Here is a 20,413-nt window from a genome sequence, read left to right on the forward strand (position 1 = left end):
ACTCGGACGGTTGTGAACCGGCGCTCAGGGCGCCGCTATGACCAGCTTCACGATGGCCTTCTCAGCCGCCAGCCTGTCGGTCACCGCCTTGCGGTCGGCGGCGGTCATCGTCGCCTCACCGATCCGCAGCTTGAACAGGCCGCCGGCGCGGGGGCCGTCGACGATGCTGCCGCCAACCGAGCCGACGATCTGCTCGATCTCCGCGGCGGTCGCCGCCGGCTGGAAGGCGACGAGCAGGTAGGCGCCGGAGGGGTTAACAGTCGTGTCTCCAGAGGCGGTTTGGTAGCCCTCCGTTAACTCCCGCTGGGCGACCAGCCCGCCGAGCGCGCCGCCCAGCACGAGCAGCACCAGCGCCGCGGCGGCCGCCGACAGTCCGAGATGAGACGGGGAGAGCGCAGCGATCTGTTCACCGAATGCGCCGAACAGCCGGGAAAGCCGCGATGGTCGGGCCGATGGGGCGGTTTTTCCGATCTCGGCGAACAGGCGATCGGCCATGCGCGCTGCGGGCAGGGGCAAGGCCTCGGCGCTTTCGATCGCGGCGATACGCTCGCCCTCGATCCGCGCCAAATGGGCGCGCAGCAGCGTATCGGTTGCCAGCGCCGCCTCCACCTCGGCGGCTTCCTCGGCCGAGAGCGTGCCATTGGCGTACCAGGGCAGCAGCGCCTCGATCCGGCCGGGCTCGTCTTGTGGATCCGTCATGGCCAACCCCTGTCCAGTCCGGCGTCCCGGCAGAGCTCCGAAAGCCGCTTGCGGGCATGGAACACGCGGGTCTTCACCGTATTTTCCGGTATGCCGACGATGCGGCTGACATCTTCGATCGATTGTTCCTGGTAGTAGACGAGGTCGATCACCTCGCGGTGCTCGCGCGACAGCCGGTCGATGCAGGCGCGCAGGACGCCGGCCTTGTCCGACTTCTGCAGCGAGACTTCCGGCGTGTCGTCCAGGTCCTCGATCGTCTCGGCGAACTCGTCGCCGAGCGGCGCCTCGGTGCGACGGCGCAGCGCCGAATAGGCCTTGAAGCGGGCGATCGACAGCAGCCAGGTCGTGACGCTGGCGCGTCCTTCGAACCTGGCGGCCTGGCGCCAGACATCAAGGAATACCTCGGTGACGATATCCTCGGCGATGTCCTCGCGCCGGACCAGCCGCAGGACGAAACGGTGGACGCGAATGTTGTGGGCGCCGAACAGGGCCCGCATCGCCGCCTGGTCGCCCCTGGCGATCCAGGCGATCCACTGTTCGTCCTGGCTGCCGAGCATTGGAGGCCCCATCCATCCCGCCATCTGACCGGGGAGGGTGGCGACTTGCCGTTCCCCGGTCAACTCTGGCGGTGGTTGCCAGGCGGTTTTGGGACAATTTCCCATCGCCGCCTGGCTTGTACCGGCCATGTTGCGCTCAATCGCAGACCACGACCCGCTTCCAGACCCGGCCGACGCCGGGGACGAAGACGCGCTTGCGGACTTTGTAGCATTCCTCCTGGACGCCGACATAAGCGGGGATGCCGATATAGATGCCGCCGCCCCAGCGCGGGCCGCCCCAGCCACCACCATGGCCGCCCCAACCACCGTGACCGCCATGGCCACCATGACCGCCACCATGGCCACCGCCGTGACCGCCACCATGGCCGCCGCTGAAGCCGCCGGGGCCACCGAAGCCGGGGCCGGCATTGGCGCTGCTCGCGGTGAGGAGCGAAGTGGCGCCGATGGTGGCGATGGCCAGCGCTGCGACGGTGGCGGTGGTGCGGATCGACTTGAGAATGGTCATTTTGGATCTCCCTCTGGAACTCTTGGGTCCGCCCGTTGCGGCCCCGATGACCATTGGTCGCGGCGGCTCGGGAAAAGGTTCACGCGGGCTCGCACTTTTTTCGAAGTTTCTTTGCGATCGCCGGAAATCGCCGATTTTGCTGCGAATTCAGCCCGGAAAGCGCCTTCGGGCTTGATTACAGCGCCGGTTTCTCCATCGTCACGGTCGCGCTGCGCCGGATTCTTGGCCGGGCAGCCTGCCGAGCGCTCCGCAAAGGCAACCATCGAGCTACGACAGGTCTTCTTGCATGGCTTCCACTGAAACGATCGCGACCAGCGTTCCCGGCGCGCCCGAACAGCTTTCAACCCGGATCGCATTCTTCATCGCAGGCTTCGGCATGGCCGCCTGGGCACCGCTGGTGCCCTTCGCCAAGGCGCGTGCGGGCCTCGATGACGGCATGCTGGGCCTGCTGCTGCTCTGCCTCGGCGCCGGCTCGATCGTTTCCATGCCGCTGTCGGGTGCGCTTGCGGCGCGGTTCGGCTGCCGCCGGATCATCATCGCCGGCTCCGCCATGCTCTGCCTGGCGCTGCCGATGCTGGCCAGCGTCTCCAGCTTCGGCTTGCTGGTGCTGGCGCTGCTGCTGTTCGGCGCCGGCGTCGGCCTCGTCGACTGCGTCGTCAACATTCAGGCGGTGATCGTGGAACGAGCCAGCGGGCGCACGATGATGTCCGGCTTTCACGGCCTGTTCAGCGTGGGCGGCATAGCGGGGGCTGGCGGGGTCAGCGCCATGCTGGCGCTGGGAGCATCGCCCTTCGTGGCGGCCCTGGTCGTGGTGGCGCTGGTGGCCGCGGCGCTCGCCTTCGCCGCCGCCAATCTGCTGCCCTATGGCAGCAGCGGCAGCGGACCGGCCTTCGCGATTCCCCATGGCGTCGTGCTGTTCATCGGCGCGCTCTGCTTCATCGTCTTCCTGACGGAAGGCGCCGTGCTCGACTGGAGCGCCGTGTTCCTGAGCTCCGTGCGCGGCGTCGACCCAAGCCATGCCGGGCTCGCCTATACGGCGTTTGCCATCACCATGACGATCGGCCGCCTGACGGGCGATCGGATCGTGCGCCTCGTCGGACAGAATCGCATCATCGTGTTCGGGGGATTGTGCGCGGCGGCCGGCCTGGCGATTGCCACGCTCGTGCCGTTCTGGGAAGCCGCTCTGGTCGGCTACGCGCTAGTCGGAGCCGGCTGCTCCAACGTCGTTCCGGTGCTTTACAGCGCCATCGGTCGGCAGAAGGTGATGCCGGAGCACATCGCCATCCCCGCCGTCACGACGCTGGGCTACGCCGGCATTCTGGCGGGGCCGGCGGCGATCGGTTTCGTCGCCCAGCTCACCAGCCTGTCGGCGGCATTCTTAATGATCGCGCTCCTGCTGGTCGGCGTCGCCGCGAGCAGCCGCTGGCTACGCTAGGAGGTCGCTTGGCCGAGACCGGTCCGCCGCCCCAAGCGGCGGCGTACCAACCCGCTCAGCTCCAGCTGACATTGTCCTCGACTTCCAGGACGGTCGCGATCGCAGCCCGCTCATCCGCCATCAGGTCGCTGCCACGTTCGGCCAGCATGATGATGATGAGATCGACGCCGGAGCGCTCGGACAGCTGGGCGCAGGTGAGGCCGCGCGACTTTCTCAGCGCGGCGAGGCTGGAGCCGATCGGCGTGACGCCTTCCGGCACATAGCCATAGGATGAGCCGGAGACCGGGCTCGCCGCGGCGGTCGCCTGATGGATCGATTGAATGGGCATGTCGGGTACCTCCTGACATTTCCAATGCACCGCATGGCGTTTGGATCCGTCGCCCGCCGCCAACTTTCCGCTGCGTCGAAATCCGAAGCGAGGCCGGCGTGGCGGGGCCCCGTCTGGGCCCGAATCGGCTCAGACGAGCCAGTTCAGCGTGATCGCCGCCAGGACCAGATAGCGTCCCACCTTGGCGATGGTGACAAGCAGCAGGAAAACCGGCATCGGTTCGCGCAGGATTCCGGCGACGACCGTCAGCGGGTCGCCGACAACCGGCGCCCAGCTCAACAGCAGGGACCACCGGCCATAGCGCCGATACCAGGCCTCAGCGCGGGACAGCGCCTCGGGCCCGACGGGAAACCAGCGGCGATCCTGGAAACGCGCGATGCCTCGACCAAGATACCAGTTGATCACCGAGCCCAGCACATTGCCGATGCTGGCCAACGTCAGCAGCCAGATCGGCGAATAATCGGCCAGCAGAAGCCCGACCAGGACCGCCTCGGACTGCATCGGCAGGATGGTGGCGGCGGCGAGGGCGGCGAGAAAGAGGCCGGCATAAAGAGCGAGATCGGTCATGCCGGACGCCGGCCATCGGCCCGATGCCGCAACGCGCGTTGCTGGCTTGATGCGTGCGGCCGCAAGCTCCGGGCGAGTCTTGCGAGAGGATTGGCCTGTGCTTCCTCAGCGTAAGTATGGTTACCTTCCAATATATTCCGATCTCCGGATGCGTTTGTTTCTCTGGAGCACTGGCGTCGGCGCTTCTGGCGCACGCCCTGTGCACGACCTGGCAGAGACCTTAATTCCGCCTCATAATCGCCGGATTTCCTGACGTTTCTTAACCCAACGGACATGAATTCGTAACGGTCCCTCTTGGGGCTGCAACGAAATCGTGCCGTTTGCGTTGTCGCTCGGAGTTTCCGGAAGTCCTTTCAATTCATGCTGTGGCTGTGTCCTGCGCACAACAGTAATTTGGCTGGGCTGTGATATACGTAGCTTAATATCTTCGAACTTGGAGTTCCCCCCGTGAACATTCTCCGCCTTTCTGCCCTGGCTTCGGCCTCGCTTCTGGCTCTCGGCGTCGTCGGCGCCCAGGCTGCTGACCTGACCTATGAGCCCGCTCCGGCTCCGGTCGTCGAGGCAGCTCCGGCCGCCTTCAACTGGACCGGCTTCTACCTCGGCGTGCACGCTGGTGCTGCCATCACCGATTTCGACTATAGCTCGCCTTTCGTCGCCGGCACGGCCAGCGATGACAACACCGGCTTCCTCGGTGGCGTCCAGGCCGGCTACAACTGGCAGTTCGACAACATCGTCATCGGCGCGCAGACCGACTTCGCCTATACCTCGGCGAAGATCTCGGACGGCGGCTTCGAGAACAAGCTTGAATGGCTCGGCAGCACGACCGCTCGCGTCGGTTATGCCTTCGACAACCTGCTCGTCTACGGCAAGGGCGGTGTCGCCTACGGTTCGTCGAAGATCACCACCCCGGTCGGCGACGACTCCAAGTGGCACACCGGCTGGACCGCTGGCGTCGGCGCTGAATACGCCTTCACCCAGAACATCACCGGCCTGGTCGAATACAACTATGTCGACCTCGGCTCGCAGGATTACTTCGACAACGCCGTTTCGGCTGACATCACGTCGAACGTCATCAAGGCCGGCCTGAACTACAAGTTCTAATCGGCTTCGACATACCATCTGGAGAAGGCGGCCCTCGGGCCGCCTTTTTCGTTTCTGGGGTGTGGTGGTCCGCCAAGCCGCGGCGGAAGGGTTGGACTTTTCATTCCCGCTAAACTGTGGCGTGCGCGCAACGGCATTCGGCCAGGGGCTCTGCTATGATTGTCATAACAATTTATATGGAGTTCCCCCGTGAACCTTCGCTTTTTCGCTCTCGCCTCGGCTTCAGTCCTGGCCCTCGGCGTTGTCGGCGCCCAGGCAGCTGACCTGACCTACGAACCCGCTCCGGTCGTCGCGGCAGCTCCGGCTGCCTTCAACTGGACCGGCTTCTACCTCGGCGTCCACGCTGGCGCGGCTATCTTCGATGGCGATTACGCCTACGGCAACTATGCGCCGAGCGATGACAACACCGGCTTCCTCGGTGGCGTCCAGGCCGGCTACAACTGGCAGTTCGACAACATCGTCATCGGCGCCCAGACCGACTTCGCCTACACCTCGGCCAAGATCTCGGACGACGTCGTCGACGCCCAGAACAAGCTTGAATGGCTCGGCAGCACGACCGCTCGTATCGGTTATGCCTTCGACAACCTGCTCGTCTACGGCAAGGGTGGTGTCGCCTACGGCCAGTCGAAGATCGAATCGGTCGCTTACGGCGACGATTCGAAGTGGCACACCGGCTGGACCGCTGGCGTCGGCGCGGAATACGCCTTCACCCAGAATATCACCGGCCTGCTCGAGTACAACTACGTCGACCTCGGCTCCAAGGATTACACCTTCGCTGGCGGCGTGGGCGCCAGCGCCGACCTGACGACCAACGTCATCAAGGCCGGCCTGAACTACAAGTTCTAGTCGGCTTCGACATACGGTTACGAGAAGGCGGCCCATCGGGCCGCCTTCTTCGTTTTGGGCTCGGCCCCGCCATACGTCTGCGGATAAGGGTCTCGACATTTTCATTCCCGCTAAACTGTGGCGTCCGCGCAACGGTATTCCGTAGGGGCGTCTGCTATGAGTGCCATAGCAATTCAGATGGAGCTCCCCCGTGAACATTCGCTTTTTCGCTCTCGCTTCCGCTTCGGTCCTGGCTCTCGGTGTCGTCGGCGCCCAGGCTGCTGACCTGACCTACGAGCCCGCCCCGGTCGCCGCGGCAGCTCCCGCTGCCTTCAACTGGACCGGCTTCTACCTCGGCGTTCATGCCGGTGCTGCCATCACCGATTTCGACTACAGCTCGCCGGACAACGACTTCCCGGGCTTCAGCGATGACAACACCGGCTTCCTCGGTGGCGTCCAGGCCGGCTACAACTGGCAGTTCGACAACATCGTTGTCGGTCTCCAGACGGACTTCGCCTACACCTCTGCCAAGGTTTCGCTCAACGGCTTTGACGGCGAAGGCCTTGAGCAGAAGCTTGAGTGGCTGGGCAGCACGACCGCTCGTATCGGTTATGCCTTCGACAACCTGCTCGTCTACGGCAAGGGCGGTGTCGCTTACGGTCAGTCGAAGCTCGAACTCTCGGCTATTGGCCTGTCGGCTGACGATTCCAAGTGGCACACCGGCTGGACTGCTGGCGTCGGCGCTGAATACGCCTTCACCCAGAACATCACCGGTCTGGTCGAGTACAACTATGTCGACCTCGGCTCGCAGGATTACTTCAACGGTGCGGTCTCTTCGGACCTGACCTCGAACGTCATCAAGGCGGGCCTGAACTACAAGTTCTAATCGGCTTCAACCGATCGCTTACGAGAAGGCGGCCCATCGGGCCGCCTTTTTCGTTTTGGGATTGCCTATTGGCCCTCGATGGATCGGGCAGGGGGCTCGGACAGTTCGGTGCCCGGCTCGACAGCCTCGCCCCCGTGGGAAGCGAATCGAGATCGCTGCCCGCGAAGCGGCAGCGTATGTCGGGCTGTAGCTTGCGTCGTCGGGAAATAGCGCAGCCTGCACGACCCGTCCATCCGCGCGGCGCCAAGCCTACCGTATGGAATCATCGCATCGACTATCCATGGATCCTATGTCGCAAACGGGACGCCTGGTCCCGATTCGAATTCGTGAGATGGCGGATTCTTCTGATGTTTGGCTGACTGGCTGGGGCTGGAGAGGCCTAGTTTGGCCTAGAGGCCTGTAAACCGGCGAGCAAGCCCTCTAAGATAAGGCCCATTGTCTCGTTGGGCTGTCGGCAACGGTAAAGTGATCGGCTGTTGCAAGGTCATACCGCCATCCTTATCGCGGTAGCCGAGGGCGCGCATCATCTCTCCGCAATGCGCCCAGAACGTCTCGTGATGGTGGCGCTCAATGCTTGCTATGCCGGCGCCATTGTCGCCAGTGCGAAATAGCCTCTCGTTCAGTGCGCGCAGGTCCGAGAACGAAACGTCGAATGGCCTGACTGGGGCTACCCTCAAAAATGCGCCTATTCTCTCAAGTGGAGGAGCGTTAGAAGCGAGTTCTTCGTAACGCAAGACAAGGGTATTCATGGGATCTCGTCCCACGAACGCCTTCACATGATCCTGCCAGGCGCCGGGCCATGCTTTGCCGACAATGAGGTCATCGAAAGATAGCTGTTGCTCCTCGAAGTCCGCCAGAAATCTTCTGTATGAAAAAAGGGAAGCTCGCGCATCCCTCACAATGTAGATGCACGAGTCGGTTTCTGGTACGAAGTCGTGCGTCTTGATGAGGAATAGATCTGGCGATGCCCGTGCCTTCTCGAGAAAATCGTCGAACGTCTCTTCGTCAAATCGGAGCTCGCCGACTACCTCGGTCAGCTTCCCAGCCTTTCCATTGGCAGGCTGGTATGCTGTATAGCTACCAAGATCGAAGCTACGCTTCAGCACAGTTCGAAAGAGATGATTTCCCGAGCGGGGATACGAAGCCACCCACACTATCAATTACGTTCCTCAGTCCCAGAAATCGGCTATCTCTAGTTGAGCTCCGGCCCAGCGACGGCGCACCCTTATCCGAAGCGCGTCAGGAAATCTGCGTAGGCGACGGTTAAGCCTGCTCGAAGATCAATTCGGGCGCGCCAGCCAAGGTCCGTCATGCGGGAAACGTCGAGGAGCTTTCTCGGTGTGCCGTCGGGCCGCGACGTGTCGAAAGCCAGTCGGCCACGGTAGCCGACAACTTCGGCAATCAACTCGGCAAACTCGCGCATCGAGATATCGGATCCGGTCCCGACATTGAGCGGCACCTCGTCGGAATAGTGCTTCATCACATGGACAGAAGCATCGGCCAGGTCATCGACCGAAAGGAATTCACGGCGCGGGGTCCCCGTACCCCAAACCTCAACGACCGATTGGCCCGAAGCCTTGGCTTCATGGATGCGCCGGATCAGCCCTGCGGGTGCGTGACTGTGCTCGGGATGATAATTGTCGCCCGGACCATAGAGATTGGTCGGCATGATGGATACGAAATCGGCGCCGTGCTGACGCCGGAAGGCCTGACAGAGTTTGACGCCGGCGATCTTTGCGATCGCATACCATTCGTTGGTCGGTTCCAAGGCACCCGAGAGCAGTGCCTCCTCGACGATCGGCTGCGCAGCGAGCCGAGGATAAATGCAGGAGGATCCCAGAAACAGCAGCTTTTTGACGCCAGCATGATAGGCGGCGTCGATCACGTTTGTTTCGATCTGCAAGTTCTCCAGCAGGAAATCGGCCGGATAGCTGTTGTTCGCCACGATGCCGCCTACCTTTGCGGCCGCGAGAAACACGACGTCAGGGCGCCTACTCGTCAGCCAGGTGGCGGTCTGGGCCTGGTTGCGAAGATCAACTTCGTCGCGAGCAACCGACAGCACTTCGCATCCTTCGGTGGCCAGCCGACGCACAAGTGCACGGCCCGCCATTCCCCGATGGCCGGCCACGAAAACACGAGTGCCCGCCAAGTCGAACAGCGGCGCAGGGTTCTCATCTAGGCTGGATTGAATTTCAGCTTGCATGTTCGTGCACCCTCCGACCGGCTCCCTGTCGAACCGACACCAAATCTGCCTCTACCATTTCGCGAACCAGGGATGGGAAGCTGGTCTTGTGCCGCCATCCGAGCCTCTGGCGGGCTTTTCTGGCGTCGCCCAACAGCAGATCAACTTCCGTAGGACGAAAATAGCGCGGGTCGACCTCGATTAGGACCTCTCCGGTACGCGCATCGAATCCCCGTTCGTCTCGGCCCGAGCCGCTCCATTCGATGCGGCGGCCGATATGGGAAAACGCAAGCTCCACAAATTCGCGCACGCTATGTGCCTCGCCCGTCGCGAGCACGAAATCGTCTGCCTGCGGATGCTGGACGATCATCCACATACCTTCGGCATAGTCGCGAGCGTGGCCCCAATCCCGCTGGGCGTCGAGATTGCCGAGATAAAGGCGTTGCTGCAAACCGAGTTCGATTGCCGCGACGGCTCGAGTGATCTTGCGAGTTACGAAGGTCTCCCCCCGCAGTGGACTTTCGTGATTAAAGAGGATGCCGTTCGTCGCGTGAATCCCATACGCTTCGCGATAGTTGACCGTGATCCAATAAGCGTAGAGCTTTGCAGCTGCATAGGGGGAGCGTGGATAGAATGGAGTCGTCTCGCTCTGTGGGACGGCCTGGACTTTTCCGTACAGTTCGGACGTCGAGGCTTGATAGAAGCGGACAGATTTCTCCATTCCCAAAATGCGTATCGCTTCGAGAATGCGAAGCGGACCAAGGCCGTCGGCATTGCCGGTATATTCCGGTGTTTCGAAGCTCACTTGAACATGGCTTTGCGCGGCAAGATTGTAAATCTCGGTCGGCTGAACCTGCTGAATGATACGGATCAGATTGGTTGCATCCGTCATGTCGCCATAGTGCAGAAAGAAACGAACGCCCTTCTGGTGTTCGTCCGTGAATAGATGGTCGACGCGGGACGTATTGAAGGACGAGGAACGCCGTTTGACGCCATGCACAATGTACCCTTTGGCAAGCAAGAGTTCAGCGAGGTAGGTACCGTCCTGGCCCGTAGCCCCGGTGATAAGCGCAACTCGATTTGTCATATCTGCCTGTACTTGACTACGGTGCTAGGATCGCGATGAATTGGCCGAACTCTCAAGTCGAATCTGGCGCTCTATCCGTTGCGCCCGTCTGTGAGACCTGAATGATCTGCGAAATGCCCGGAACGCCACCCGCACCGCGGCGGGCCATGAAAGCTCTGGTGAGTCGAGAAGCCGGGCCAGCGAGAGTCCTTCAACCGAATGGGCGAAAAGGTGCTGCGCGGAGGATCGGATCACGGGGTCGGAAAGATCAACTTCGAGCTCGGGAACGGCGGGCGTCTCGAACTGGCTTAACCAGTGGCCCATATATTCGGCGATCTGCTTTTCGCGACGCAAAGCCGAACGAGGTTTCGTGACCCTCAAACGGCGCTCCAGTCCCGTCAGAAAAGCATCTGCATTTTGACTTCGATGCCGATATTTCTCGGCATGGCTGATAATCGCCTTAACGGCTTGTGTTCTCAGCAGCCGATAGTCGGCTTCGTTCCACTTTGCTTCATGAATGGGGTGACACAGGAACGGCGCTGGAATGAATCGTAGCCGATGATGGAAAGACGCGGCGACGGGCAAGACGACATCCCAATAGGGCGCTCCCAATTGGAAGCACGCTAGATCGGCATCTTCGCGAATTTCGCTTACGGTATTTCGAGAAAAGAAAATGCCGTCAATGCCACGCCGGTAGACGCCGATCACCTCGCCGCCGAGATGCTCGACGTCCACGCGGCGCGCGACCAGAATTGTATTGGAAGCAGTGTCGAGGACATCTAGGATATTGCTCTGCACCATGTAGATGTCGGCATTTACCACTGCGCCAATATCTTCGCCGCCAATAGCGCTGAGTAGATCGCCGAATGCGGGACCATAGCGCAGGGAGAACATTCCTGGGCTGGAAGCTTCACGGAACCCGACGGTGGGAAAGTGCCCAAGGCCGGCCTTTTCTCCCGGGCGCCCGAGCGATAAGACGCGAAACCCGCTGCGCTCGAATGAGGCAATGGCTGTCGTTGTAGTCAGCTTCGCGACACCTGCCTTGCAAGCACTGGGGGGTATTGAGGTCACAAGAAGCGCGCTTTGATTTTCATTCATAGAATGAATATAAACGAAGAAATAACGCCAGCGCAAGCTTGGAGATATTCAAATACCCATGCGATCAAAGGGGCTTAGTCCCAAATCGTCTCTGCACGCGAATTAAAAAAAAGAAATATCCTCAAAAGAACTATAATGAATATAAAGTTGTTTTGCGTGTAATTGGGTGTTTTGTTTATGATTGGAAATAGAGTGAAATTATATATAAATATTCTATTTAAAAATTAAGATTATCATAATTTGGTTGTATTTCTATAATTGGGCAATCTCTGGGTGTTGGCGTGCTGGTTTCCGCGTCCAGCATTCAAACGGCGGAATCATAGCCGAAGCGTTTTGCAATGCTTTGATAGCCTTCCAAATTGACAGCGCGCTCAAGGAAACCTTGTGACACCTCGCGTCTGGGTAGTGGACCAATATCTACAGGACGACGGCCGCTGTCGCCGGTAAGTACGACACTGTTGGCGCGCGCGGCAAAGCCCGGCAAAAATACAATGTCGAGTTCCTCACATATCGCCATCATTATTTGATCCGGCTTAACGACAAAATCCTCATACCGCCAGACTGACAGGTGGGAGTAGTCATCCAAGAAGCGGATGCAGCGCTCGCAATATTGCTCGAAACCTGTCAGTTGCTCGGTAAACCCGTTTTCGACCATGCTGAGCCAGGCATCGATCGGATTTCGGATCGTCACGACTTGGCGCAGTGGATATCTGCCCCGCAGGGCATCTGCCAAACGTGTTCGGGGAGCGCGTTGCGTGAGGTAGTCGGAATGAGAATGATCTCTGAGCACGAGTCGCTTTTCGTGAACCCGACAGAGATCTACAACGGGATCCAGTCTTTCGCGAAATAGCTCGGCCATCCTCTCGTCCGAGGGTACTAGATAGGGATAGTTCCAAGCAATTTGCCCCAACGGGTCTAGCGGATAGAACGGCGCCATGGATGGTGTCAGGGGATGCAACTCACTCAGGAGAACTACGTCCGGCATCGCGGCAAGGCATCGACTGATCAGTGTCCCGCCTGTTGCCGACAGGTGGTGAATAATGCGGATCGGTTGATCGGAAAAGGTCATCGGTTCACTCTTGCGTCCAAAAGGACTACGCCTAGGAGACGCGTTGATGCCCGTCGTGCAAGGCATGAGACTAGAACGAGCGTTGGATCAATTCCAAATCGCCGCTGCTAACGCAGAATGATTATAGGTGACTAGCTGACCTACGAAAGGCTTATCCCCCTGTCTGCCTTCCCAATCGAAGTTTGGCACTCGGATTGACTCGCATCCTCCTGCACCTCTTGCTAGATCCGCCAATCGCCCCTATCGCTTCCGGCTGGACTGCAGAGACCGATCCCCATTCCTAGAGGCCAAGCTTGCGAAGTCTCCCTGGCACACAAAACCCCCTTTCTCCGTCGCGCTCGCTTGCTAGGCGTCGCGCGATTCTCGGCAAGACCTCCGGTCAGATTGGTGTGCTGCATCAATATGATGCGCACCCTCTTCGCGTGCCTCGGCCTGCAAAAAATGGCCACGGAGGGCTGCGAATCTCCATCGTGACCCCGAGCTACAATCAGGGTCAGTTCGTTGAGCGAACACTTGAGAGCGTGCTAGGTCAAGGCTATCCACAACTCGAATACGTCCTTCAAGATGGCGGCTCGACAGACATGACCGCCGATGTCGCTCTTCGCTACGTTGAGCGCCTCAGTCGCTACGAAAGCGCGAAGGACAATGGCCAAACGCACGCGATTAATCTTGGGTTTCGTGGAACTTCCGGTGAGGTTATGGCCTATCTCAATTCCGACGATCTCCTGCTCCCCGGAAGTCTCGCTCACGTAGCAGCGTATTTTACAAACAACCCCGACGTTGATGTGGTTTACGGAGATCGAATTCTGATCGACGAAAACGACGACGAGATCGGCCGCTGGGTCCTCCCCGCACATGACGCTCGTGCGTTGCGGTTGGCGGATTACGTTCCGCAGGAGACGCTATTCTGGCGTCGCAGAATTTGGGACCAAGTTGGTGGCTTGGACGAGAGCTTCCGCTTCGCAATGGATTGGGATCTGCTCCTGAGGTTTCAGGAAGCTGGCGCCAAGATCGTCCATCTTCCGCGCTTCATGGGCGCTTTCCGGATTCACCTTCACCAGAAAACCAGTACAGAGCTTGACAACCGGGGCGCTGAGGAAATGGCTCGCCTCCGGCTGCGGAGTCTTGGCATGGAGATGACGGCCAAAGAAATCCATGCGGGATTGGCAGAATACAGGGCCGCAGCCAAACGATCGGTGTGGATGTGGCGACTGAAAAGCATGTTTGGTTTAGATGGCGAAGTCTCAACGTCCAAACAGTTCCATAGCGCCTAGGGGCCGGTTGACGGTTCGCTCGGATTGGGCTGCCAGGAAGTCCGACCGAGCGTCCAGTTTGGGAGAGCGCAACGCTCGGAGATGAGGCTCACGGAGCGGGACGCACCCGAGCAAATTGATGTTTCTGTCTTCGTCGCGGTTGTGTTGGGCGGCCCCGCCCGCACCTTGGCAGCGCCAATACGTAATCAAATCCCGTTTGCAATCGATCCGTAACCCATACGACGAGTAGATCCCGTAAGTCATCCCGCCTTCTTGTTGTCGAGGATCGGAGCCGCTTTTGCGTCAGAGATCCGGTGCCGCTCGAAGGTATGAGCGACCTTCCTGCAAAGGCATGGAAGGTCGAGTGGTCAGCTACGGGCATGAGCCGTTGCCCAAGTGTTTGGCCGATGCCGCTCTTGTCCGCCGCAATCAGAGTGGCGCAATCCCTTCGCTCTTGGGTGCCATCACCCCGCCGAAGCAGGCAAACTATTGAGATCTAAAGACTAAGGGGCTGACTGGCTGGGGCGGGAGGATTCGAACCTCCGAATGGCGGTACCAAAAACCGCTGCCTTACCGCTTGGCGACGCCCCAGCAGACGGGCCCGAAGACACCGCAGCGACCGTCCTATAGACGGTTGGACGCGCGCCCGCAACGGTGCAGCACCCCCGTCATCAACAGCCTTCGTCATCGGTCATCCACAGGACGGTTTAGAAGCTTCACAAGGCCCCTTGCGGCTGGCGAATCCACTGTCTATAACCCCGCTCATCGGCGGTCACGGAGTGTAGCGCAGCCTGGTAGCGCACCTCGTTCGGGACGAGGGGGTCGCAGGTTCAAATCCTGCCACTCCGACCATCGATCTCCCGGAAGTCATTGAATGATTTGATTTCCCTTCGGGGAAACGGGCCAGGCCCTTTCAGGGCAGACGCCGCCATCGGCGCTTTCTTCTTTCTCGTTTCCGTATCAACCCACCCGGTCTCGAGCGCCCGACCTCGGGCTATCCGTGTCGCGTATGGCCTCGTTGAAGCCGCGCCTACGCAAAGACGCGTATGGACGAGGGGCGATCGGCGGTACACTTTGGGGTGAAATGCCGATCCACCCACAACCGGCCCTTACGTCTGCGATGCTGTCCTCTCGTTTTGACACCTTCGATCTCGCTCCCTCGGCGCAGTTCGCGGCCTGGCGGGATCATTATCGCGACGTCTTCGACCTGGATCTTGCCGACGGGCGCGCCGGGTCGTATCGGGCCGAACATTCCGCCTGGGCGTTGGGCGGGCTCACGCTGACAAGGGCGTCGATGCCGCCCGGCATTGTCCGGCAGTGGCGCCACTGGACCAGGCCGCGCGTCGACGACTGGATGCTGGTCGTCGCCCCCCACGCCGCCAGGAGAACGGACGAGCTCGACGTCCCGCCCTTGACCTTCCGGTCGCTTGCGCGGCCCTTCGAGAGCCGCGGCAAGGACGGCGAAGTGCTGTCGCTGTTCCTTCCCCGGCATCTGTTCGTCGGCCAGGCCGCGATCTTTGACAGCCTGCGGCCCGCCGTCCCCTGCACGGGATTGACGGCGCTGATGGTGGACTATCTCGTTTCGCTGGAGCATCGAGCCCCCTTGCTGTCGGGACCGGAGCTGGGCCGGGTTGCCGAGGCGACGCTGGCGATGGTCAAGGCCTGCATTCTCCCCTCAGCCGAGCATTGGGCGCCGGCCGCGGACACGCTCAACCAGGCGACGGTCGCGCGGGCCCGCCGGTTGATCCAGCAAAATCTGGGTGTCCCTTCCTTCGGGCCCGGGACCCTGGTCCGTGAGCTCGGCATGTCGCGCTCGGCGCTTTATCGGGCCTTCCAGCCTCATGGCGGCGTTCTTGCCGTGATCAAGCAGGAGAGGCTGATCGAGGCGCATCGGCGGCTGGCGGCGGCGCGCAAGGCTCCGGCGGTGGGCGAGGTCGCCCTCAGCCTTGGCTTCACGGATCATTCGACCTTCTCGCGCGCCTTCAAGCAGCACTTCGGCTATCCCCCGAGTGACGTCATCGGGCTGGACCTGCTGCGCGACGCCAAGGGCGGGTAGGTCTCAGGCCCGGCCAATATTGGCGCTGGGCGACGCGACGTCCGGCTTGGAAAATTTCGTTGTGACATTCGTCGGCCGCAACCGCGAATACCCCACTTCGCACTGGACGGGTGCCTTACGGTTCTGCCAGATTGCGTAGCGTCAACAATGCCAGGGGGCACATGATGAAGAAGACCTACCAGAAGCCGTCGCTCGACAAGGCTGCCACGCTGCAGACCATCGCCGCAGCCTGCAATATCAGCTTCGAAGACTGCTAAAGCCGTCAGGCGCCCGGCACTGCGCCGGCATCGGCAGGTCGTTTCCCGATCGAGCCGAGCGGTGACGTCGAGGGTGTGGTCCATCCCTCACCGGGCCATGGCATGCTGGAACCCGCCGGCTTCCTGGGAGCTGGCGGGTTCGTTGTGTCCCGCCGGCGACGATTCCGCCGACATCGATTCGCGGCCGGTTGAAGCCCTTTAACGATCCAGTGCCGGACGCGATCCGGAGCGTGTGGCTGGGCGCAGCGGCAAAATGCCGGGCAGGGGACCCTGGACGGTGGAAAGGCAAGCTTTCCCTTCACCATGAAGGACTTGCATCCGTTTCCCGGCGTCATCATATCTTGCTGACTGGCGGGCACGACGATAGCGTGGCGCCCAAGATGTCCAGCCGTCGCCTGGGCCTGAGACGTGGTCCCATGCCGATCTCCAAAAATGCCCTGGTCCGCTCGACCGTCCTGTTCCTGCTGCTCGGTCTCGCCGCCCTGCTGGCGATCGTCGGGGCGATGGTCTGGCTCGTCAACGAGACGGCGGTCAACTCGAACAATCTGATCAAGGCGCGCAGCGAGCGCGCCGCGCTGATCACGCTGCGCGGCCTCGGCCAGGACGCGGAAACCGGCCAGCGCGGCTACCTGCTCACCAACAATCCCGACTACCTTGCGCCCTACAACGACGCGAAGTCGAAGTTCCCTGCCCAGATGGACAAGGTGCAGGCGGCCTTTGACGACGAGCCGGCGCAGGCGACCCTGGCGGCCCGGTTGCGCGAGACGATGACCGCGAAATTCGCGGAACTCGAGACCACGATCGAACTGGCGAAAAACGGCCAGCGCGACGAGGCGCTGGCGATCGTCAATGCCGATCGCGGCCGCGAGCTGATGGACGAGGCGCGCGCCTTCTTCGACCGCGCGATCGAAAAAGCCGACCAGACCGTGCTCGACAGCATCGCGCGGCAGCAGCGCGGCATCGACATGCTGCGCTGGGTGACGTTCCTGGGCGCGCTGGTCATCATCGGCGTCGTCGGCGGCTCGATCTGGACCGTCTGGCAATATACGCGGCAGCTGGTCGAGGCGCAGCGCGAGGTCGCCGTGCTGAATGCCGACCTGGAGCGGCGGGTCAACGAGCGGACCGCCGATCTCGGCCGGGCCAACGAAGAAATCCAGCGCTTCGCCTATATCGTCACGCATGATCTGCGCGCGCCGCTGGTCAACATCATGGGCTTCACCAGCGAGCTGGAGGCGAGCCTCGGCGCGTTGCAGGATTATGTCGGCGAGGCAACCGCCCCGACCGGTGGCGCCGCCGCCGCCGCCGAGACGGACAAGGCCGAGGCCGCGCGCCTCGCCGCCTTCGAGGAGCTGCCCGAGGCGATCGGCTTCATCCGCTCCTCGACGCGCAAGATGGACGGCCTGATCAACGCCATCCTGAAGCTTTCGCGCGAGGGCCGGCGCACGCTGAAGCCCGAGACGATCGACCTGCAGGGACTGCTCGAAAATGCCGCCAATGCGGTGCGCCACCAGGTCGTCGATGCCGGCGGCGAGGTGGTCATCGACGGCCGCCCGCCGGCGCTGCTTTCCGATCGCCTGACGCTGGAACAGATCTTCGGCAATCTGCTCGACAATGCCGTCAAGTATCGTTCCAAGGACCGGCCCTTGCGGGTGCGTATCGAGGCCGGGGTCGGCCCGGGCAACACCGTGGTCGTTAGGGTCGAGGACAATGGCCGGGGCATTGCGCCCCAGGACCACGAGCGCATTTTCGAGCTGTTCCGCCGGTCGGGATCGCAGGATCAGGCCGGCGAGGGGATCGGCCTCGCCCATGTCCGCTCGATGGCTCGGAACATAGGCGGCGATGTCGGCGTCCAGTCGGAACTGGGCACCGGATCGACCTTTGAAATCACCTTCGCGCGGGATCTGCGCAGCGTAATCGGAGCCATTTGACGTGAACCAGCAAGCCAAACCCGTTCTCATCGTCATGATCGAAGACGATGAAGGCCATGCCCGTCTGATCGAGAAGAACATTCGCCGCGCCGGCGTCAGTAACGAGATCGTCCCGTTCACCAACGGCACGGAAGCGCTGAACTACCTGATGGGGCCGGATGGCTCGGGCCTGGTCAGCGCCGGCCGGCAGATCCTCGTTCTGCTCGATCTCAACCTGCCCGACATGACCGGCATCGACATTCTCGAGAAGATCAAGTCGAACCAGCACACCCGCCGCTCGCCGGTCGTGGTGCTGACGACGACGGATGACAGCCGCGAGATCCAGCGCTGCTACGATCTCGGCGCCAATGTCTACATCACCAAGCCGGTCAATTACGAAGGCTTCGCCAACGCGATCCGACAGCTCGGGCTGTTCTTCGCGGTCATGCAAGTGCCGGAAACCGAATAAGTTATGCCAAGCCGGCCGATTTCCATCCTCTATATCGACGACGATCCTGGCCTGACGCGCCTGGTGCAGAAGGCGCTCGGGCGGCGGGGCTATGCGGTCGAGGCGTCGCCGACGGGGGAAAGCGGCCTGGAGCGGCTGGCGGCCGGCGGCATCGACGTCATCGCGCTCGACCACTATCTACCGACCGGCACCGGCCTCGACTTCCTGCGCGAACTCGCCGCCATCCCCGATCGGCCGCCGGTGGTCTATGTCACGGCATCGGGCGACACGGCGGTGATCGTCGCGGCCCTCAAGGCCGGCGCCGCCGATTATGTGCCCAAGGCGGTGGGCGACGAGTTCCTGGAGATCCTGGGCAGCGCCATCGACCAGGCGGTCGAGAAGGGTCGCCTGCAGCGGGCGCGCGAGCTGGCCGAGCAGGAGACGCGCATCGCCAAGGAGCGCGCCGAGGTCCTGCTGCACGAGGTCAACCACCGCGTCGCCAACAGCCTCGCCATTGTCGGCTCGATGATCCGCATGCAGGCCAACGCCGTCACCGAGCCGCAGGTCAAGCAGGCGCTTGGCGAGGTGCAGAGCCGGATCGCGGCGATCGCCGGCGTGCATCGCCGGCTGTATTCCTCGCACGACGTGCGCGTCGTCGACCTCTCCGCTTATCTGGGCGGCCTGGTCAGCGAACTCGAGACGACGATGCGCGCTTCGGGCCATACCTCGACGACGCATTGCCAGATCGACCCGGTCGAGGTCCCGACCGACAAGGCGGTGACGATCGGCATCCTCGTCACCGAACTCGTGATCAACGCGTTCAAATACGCCTATCCCGGCGCGCTGAGCGGCCAGATCCGCGTCATCCTCAAGGCGGATCCGGCAACCCGGCTTCGCCTCCTCGTCCAGGATGACGGCGTCGGCCGACAAAGCGCGGATCCGCGCGGGACGGGCGTCGGCGGCCGGATCGTCAGCGCCATGGCGGCAAGTCTTGGAGCCACGATCGACTATTCGCTGCCGCCCGGCTGCACGGTCAGCCTCGATTTCGACGTCTGACCGATAGGGCGAAGACGCGCGCCATGCCGCGCTCTTCGCCCGTCACTGACAACGCCCCGAACCGATTGCGCCGCGCTCATCCAGCAGCCGCACCAGAAGCTCCACCCGCGACGAGACTTCCAGCTTCTGGTAGGCGCGCTTGCGATGCGTCTTGACCGTCTCGGCGCTGACCTGGAGCATCTGGGCGATCTCCTTCTCGCCGACGCCCGAGATCAGAAGCCGCATCACCTCCATCTCGCGCGAGGAGAGGTTGTCGCTGCCGAGCCGCCTCAGCGCCGCCTGGATCGGGTCTTCGCGGGTCTGCAGATGCAGGGTGCGGTCTTCCCAGTGGCGCTGGCAGATCGCCATCAACGAGGCCTGGATCGGCTCGATCGACGACAGGTCACGCTCGCTGAAGCCGCGACTGCCGGTCCGATAGAGCGCGACCTGGACGGTATCGCGCTCCGAGACCCGCAGGGCAAAGTCCAGCTCCTTCAACCGCTTGGGCCAGCCGGCGGTCAGATAGCCGATCTCTTCGCGCGTATCGATCTCGATGGTTTCGGTGGCGCTCGGCGGCTTGTCGAGGACGGGGCTGCGGGCCAGGGTTTCCATCAGGTAGAAGCCGCTTTGGATCTTGCGGCGGTGCATCTGGTAGAACGGACTGTGCTGGAAGGTGTGCTTTGCGTAGGATTCCAGCACCTCGCTGCCGATCCGCTCGGGCGAGGAGGTAGACGTCACCTCGACAAGTTCCTCGTCGTGATAGAGCGCGATCATCGCCAGGTCGAAAGAGATCAGCTCCTGCAGCGTGGCGGTCAGGTGACCGTCGAAGTCCCGCTGTTCCGACGCCAGGATGAGGCGCGCCAGCGCGTCGTCGGACCGGCGCGTCGCAAGGGGCCGCACCGACCGGGGAGCCGCCAACTGGCAAACAGGTTTGAAGTCGGACGAGGACAACGCTTCCCCCTTGTCTTCGATGTCGGCCGCAGGATTCAGCCGATTGTGCGGGCGCCGTCAATGGCAAACCCCGCTTTCGGGGGCCAGCCTATGTGCGAACCGGGCCCCCAGGCCGGAATCCGCCTTCATGCCGCTCGGTCATGTCCTGCCGGACGAGTCACTGCTTGCACACGCGCCGCGCGGGGGCG

At 62.0% G+C, this 20,413-nt stretch carries 20 protein-coding genes and 2 tRNA genes; 10 read left to right on the top strand and 12 right to left on the bottom strand.

Going from position 1 to position 20,413, the window contains the following annotated elements:
• Positions 1–24: 24 nt before the first annotated feature.
• The 3 genes from ABIE08_RS00605 to ABIE08_RS00615 all read right to left on the bottom strand — a co-directional run bounded on the left by ABIE08_RS00605 (position 25) and on the right by ABIE08_RS00615 (position 1,761).
• Positions 25–699, bottom strand: a complete 675-nt coding sequence (locus ABIE08_RS00605) for a zf-HC2 domain-containing protein (RefSeq protein WP_354551515.1) — start codon at positions 697–699, stop codon at positions 25–27.
• Positions 696–1,256, bottom strand: a complete 561-nt coding sequence (locus ABIE08_RS00610) for a sigma-70 family RNA polymerase sigma factor (RefSeq protein ID WP_354547975.1) — start codon at positions 1,254–1,256, stop codon at positions 696–698. Before ABIE08_RS00610 ends, ABIE08_RS00605 begins: the two co-directional genes overlap by 4 nt.
• A 136-nt stretch (positions 1,257–1,392) precedes the next feature.
• On the bottom strand, positions 1,393–1,761 hold the full coding sequence (locus tag ABIE08_RS00615) for a hypothetical protein (RefSeq protein WP_354547977.1): 369 nt from the start codon (positions 1,759–1,761) through the stop codon (positions 1,393–1,395).
• A 286-nt stretch (positions 1,762–2,047) separates the two neighbouring features.
• Here ABIE08_RS00615 and ABIE08_RS00620 point away from each other — a divergent pair, with 286 nt between their 5' ends.
• The gene (locus tag ABIE08_RS00620; protein ID WP_354547978.1) at positions 2,048–3,196 is read left to right on the top strand and encodes an MFS transporter; all 1,149 of its coding nucleotides are present in this window, start codon (positions 2,048–2,050) and stop codon (positions 3,194–3,196) included.
• A gap of 55 nt (positions 3,197–3,251) precedes the next feature.
• Here ABIE08_RS00620 and ABIE08_RS00625 read toward each other — a convergent pair whose 3' ends face one another.
• Positions 3,252–3,524: a helix-turn-helix domain-containing protein gene (locus ABIE08_RS00625; RefSeq protein WP_354547979.1), complete on the bottom strand. Its 273-nt coding sequence runs from the start codon at positions 3,522–3,524 to the stop codon at positions 3,252–3,254.
• 129 nt (positions 3,525–3,653) lie between these two features.
• A complete protein-coding gene (locus tag ABIE08_RS00630) occupies positions 3,654–4,091 on the bottom strand; it encodes a YqaA family protein (RefSeq protein ID WP_354547980.1) in 438 nt (145 codons plus the stop codon).
• Positions 4,092–4,538: 447 nt separating this feature from the next.
• On the opposite strand from ABIE08_RS00630, the gene ABIE08_RS00635 reads away from it, so the two are divergent.
• From ABIE08_RS00635 to ABIE08_RS00645, 3 genes are all read left to right on the top strand, one after another.
• Complete coding sequence (locus tag ABIE08_RS00635; protein WP_354547982.1) at positions 4,539–5,192, top strand: outer membrane protein; 654 nt, start codon at positions 4,539–4,541, stop codon at positions 5,190–5,192.
• Between the two features lie 189 nt (positions 5,193–5,381).
• Positions 5,382–6,038 carry an outer membrane protein gene (locus ABIE08_RS00640; protein WP_354547983.1) on the top strand — a complete coding sequence of 219 codons (657 nt, stop codon included), beginning with the start codon at positions 5,382–5,384 and terminating at the stop codon, positions 6,036–6,038.
• A gap of 190 nt (positions 6,039–6,228) precedes the next feature.
• The gene (locus ABIE08_RS00645) at positions 6,229–6,903 is read left to right on the top strand and encodes an outer membrane protein (RefSeq protein ID WP_354547984.1); all 675 of its coding nucleotides are present in this window, start codon (positions 6,229–6,231) and stop codon (positions 6,901–6,903) included.
• A 389-nt stretch (positions 6,904–7,292) separates the two neighbouring features.
• Here the strand turns inward: ABIE08_RS00645 and ABIE08_RS00650 are convergent, their stop codons facing one another.
• From ABIE08_RS00650 to ABIE08_RS00670, 5 genes are all read right to left on the bottom strand, one after another.
• A complete protein-coding gene (locus tag ABIE08_RS00650) occupies positions 7,293–8,051 on the bottom strand; it encodes a sulfotransferase domain-containing protein (RefSeq protein WP_354547985.1) in 759 nt (252 codons plus the stop codon).
• A gap of 77 nt (positions 8,052–8,128) precedes the next feature.
• Complete coding sequence (gene fcl / locus ABIE08_RS00655) at positions 8,129–9,106, bottom strand: GDP-L-fucose synthase (protein ID WP_354547987.1); 978 nt, start codon at positions 9,104–9,106, stop codon at positions 8,129–8,131.
• The gene (gene gmd, locus ABIE08_RS00660; protein ID WP_354547988.1) at positions 9,096–10,172 is read right to left on the bottom strand and encodes a GDP-mannose 4,6-dehydratase; all 1,077 of its coding nucleotides are present in this window, start codon (positions 10,170–10,172) and stop codon (positions 9,096–9,098) included. Before gmd ends, fcl begins: the two co-directional genes overlap by 11 nt.
• Positions 10,173–10,196: 24 nt before the next feature.
• A complete protein-coding gene (locus tag ABIE08_RS00665) occupies positions 10,197–11,285 on the bottom strand; it encodes a hypothetical protein (protein WP_354547989.1) in 1,089 nt (362 codons plus the stop codon).
• Positions 11,286–11,553: 268 nt separating this feature from the next.
• Entirely contained in the window at positions 11,554–12,318 is a 765-nt protein-coding gene (locus ABIE08_RS00670; protein WP_354547990.1) for a hypothetical protein, read from the bottom strand.
• A 470-nt stretch (positions 12,319–12,788) separates the two neighbouring features.
• Between ABIE08_RS00670 and ABIE08_RS00675 the strand changes: the two genes are divergently transcribed.
• Complete coding sequence (locus tag ABIE08_RS00675) at positions 12,789–13,592, top strand: glycosyltransferase family 2 protein (protein WP_354547992.1); 804 nt, start codon at positions 12,789–12,791, stop codon at positions 13,590–13,592.
• A 495-nt stretch (positions 13,593–14,087) separates the two neighbouring features.
• Here ABIE08_RS00675 and ABIE08_RS00680 read toward each other — a convergent pair.
• A tRNA-Gln gene (locus tag ABIE08_RS00680) sits at positions 14,088–14,162 on the bottom strand.
• 184 nt (positions 14,163–14,346) lie between these two features.
• Between ABIE08_RS00680 and ABIE08_RS00685 the strand changes: the two genes are divergently transcribed.
• From ABIE08_RS00685 to ABIE08_RS00705, 5 genes are all read left to right on the top strand, one after another.
• Positions 14,347–14,423 (top strand) — tRNA-Pro (locus ABIE08_RS00685).
• Positions 14,424–14,580: 157 nt separating this feature from the next.
• Positions 14,581–15,627, top strand: a complete 1,047-nt coding sequence (locus ABIE08_RS00690; protein WP_354547993.1) for a helix-turn-helix domain-containing protein — start codon at positions 14,581–14,583, stop codon at positions 15,625–15,627.
• A 673-nt stretch (positions 15,628–16,300) separates the two neighbouring features.
• Positions 16,301–17,812 (top strand): sensor histidine kinase, encoded by a 1,512-nt coding sequence (locus ABIE08_RS00695; protein ID WP_354547994.1) that lies wholly within the window; start codon positions 16,301–16,303, stop codon positions 17,810–17,812.
• A gap of 34 nt (positions 17,813–17,846) precedes the next feature.
• Positions 17,847–18,260 (top strand): response regulator, encoded by a 414-nt coding sequence (locus tag ABIE08_RS00700; protein WP_354551516.1) that lies wholly within the window; start codon positions 17,847–17,849, stop codon positions 18,258–18,260.
• 3 nt (positions 18,261–18,263) lie between these two features.
• The gene (locus ABIE08_RS00705; RefSeq protein ID WP_354547996.1) at positions 18,264–19,295 is read left to right on the top strand and encodes a histidine kinase dimerization/phosphoacceptor domain -containing protein; all 1,032 of its coding nucleotides are present in this window, start codon (positions 18,264–18,266) and stop codon (positions 19,293–19,295) included.
• A 42-nt stretch (positions 19,296–19,337) separates the two neighbouring features.
• Here the strand turns inward: ABIE08_RS00705 and ABIE08_RS00710 are convergent, their stop codons facing one another.
• Positions 19,338–20,174, bottom strand: coding sequence for a response regulator transcription factor (locus ABIE08_RS00710; protein WP_354547997.1), 837 nt, complete (start codon positions 20,172–20,174; stop codon positions 19,338–19,340).
• Positions 20,175–20,413 lie beyond the last annotated feature (239 nt).

It is taken from the genome of Kaistia defluvii, from assembly GCF_040548815.1.
Classification (GTDB): Bacteria; Pseudomonadota; Alphaproteobacteria; order Rhizobiales; family Kaistiaceae; genus Kaistia; species Kaistia defluvii_A.

Coding starts and splice junctions, on each gene's coding strand:
- ABIE08_RS00700 (WP_354551516.1), top strand. CDS start 17,847: ATGATCGAAGACGATGAAGGCCATGCCCGTCTGATCGAGAAGAACATT.
- fcl (WP_354547987.1), bottom strand. CDS start 9,106: ATGCAAGCTGAAATTCAATCCAGCCTAGATGAGAACCCTGCGCCGCTG.
- ABIE08_RS00670 (WP_354547990.1), bottom strand. CDS start 12,318: ATGACCTTTTCCGATCAACCGATCCGCATTATTCACCACCTGTCGGCA.
- ABIE08_RS00625 (WP_354547979.1), bottom strand. CDS start 3,524: ATGCCCATTCAATCGATCCATCAGGCGACCGCCGCGGCGAGCCCGGTC.
- ABIE08_RS00615 (WP_354547977.1), bottom strand. CDS start 1,761: ATGACCATTCTCAAGTCGATCCGCACCACCGCCACCGTCGCAGCGCTG.
- ABIE08_RS00610 (WP_354547975.1), bottom strand. CDS start 1,256: ATGCTCGGCAGCCAGGACGAACAGTGGATCGCCTGGATCGCCAGGGGC.
- ABIE08_RS00605 (WP_354551515.1), bottom strand. CDS start 699: ATGACGGATCCACAAGACGAGCCCGGCCGGATCGAGGCGCTGCTGCCC.
- ABIE08_RS00705 (WP_354547996.1), top strand. CDS start 18,264: ATGCCAAGCCGGCCGATTTCCATCCTCTATATCGACGACGATCCTGGC.
- gmd (WP_354547988.1), bottom strand. CDS start 10,172: ATGACAAATCGAGTTGCGCTTATCACCGGGGCTACGGGCCAGGACGGT.
- ABIE08_RS00695 (WP_354547994.1), top strand. CDS start 16,301: ATGCCGATCTCCAAAAATGCCCTGGTCCGCTCGACCGTCCTGTTCCTG.
- ABIE08_RS00620 (WP_354547978.1), top strand. CDS start 2,048: ATGGCTTCCACTGAAACGATCGCGACCAGCGTTCCCGGCGCGCCCGAA.
- ABIE08_RS00690 (WP_354547993.1), top strand. CDS start 14,581: ATGGCCTCGTTGAAGCCGCGCCTACGCAAAGACGCGTATGGACGAGGG.
- ABIE08_RS00630 (WP_354547980.1), bottom strand. CDS start 4,091: ATGACCGATCTCGCTCTTTATGCCGGCCTCTTTCTCGCCGCCCTCGCC.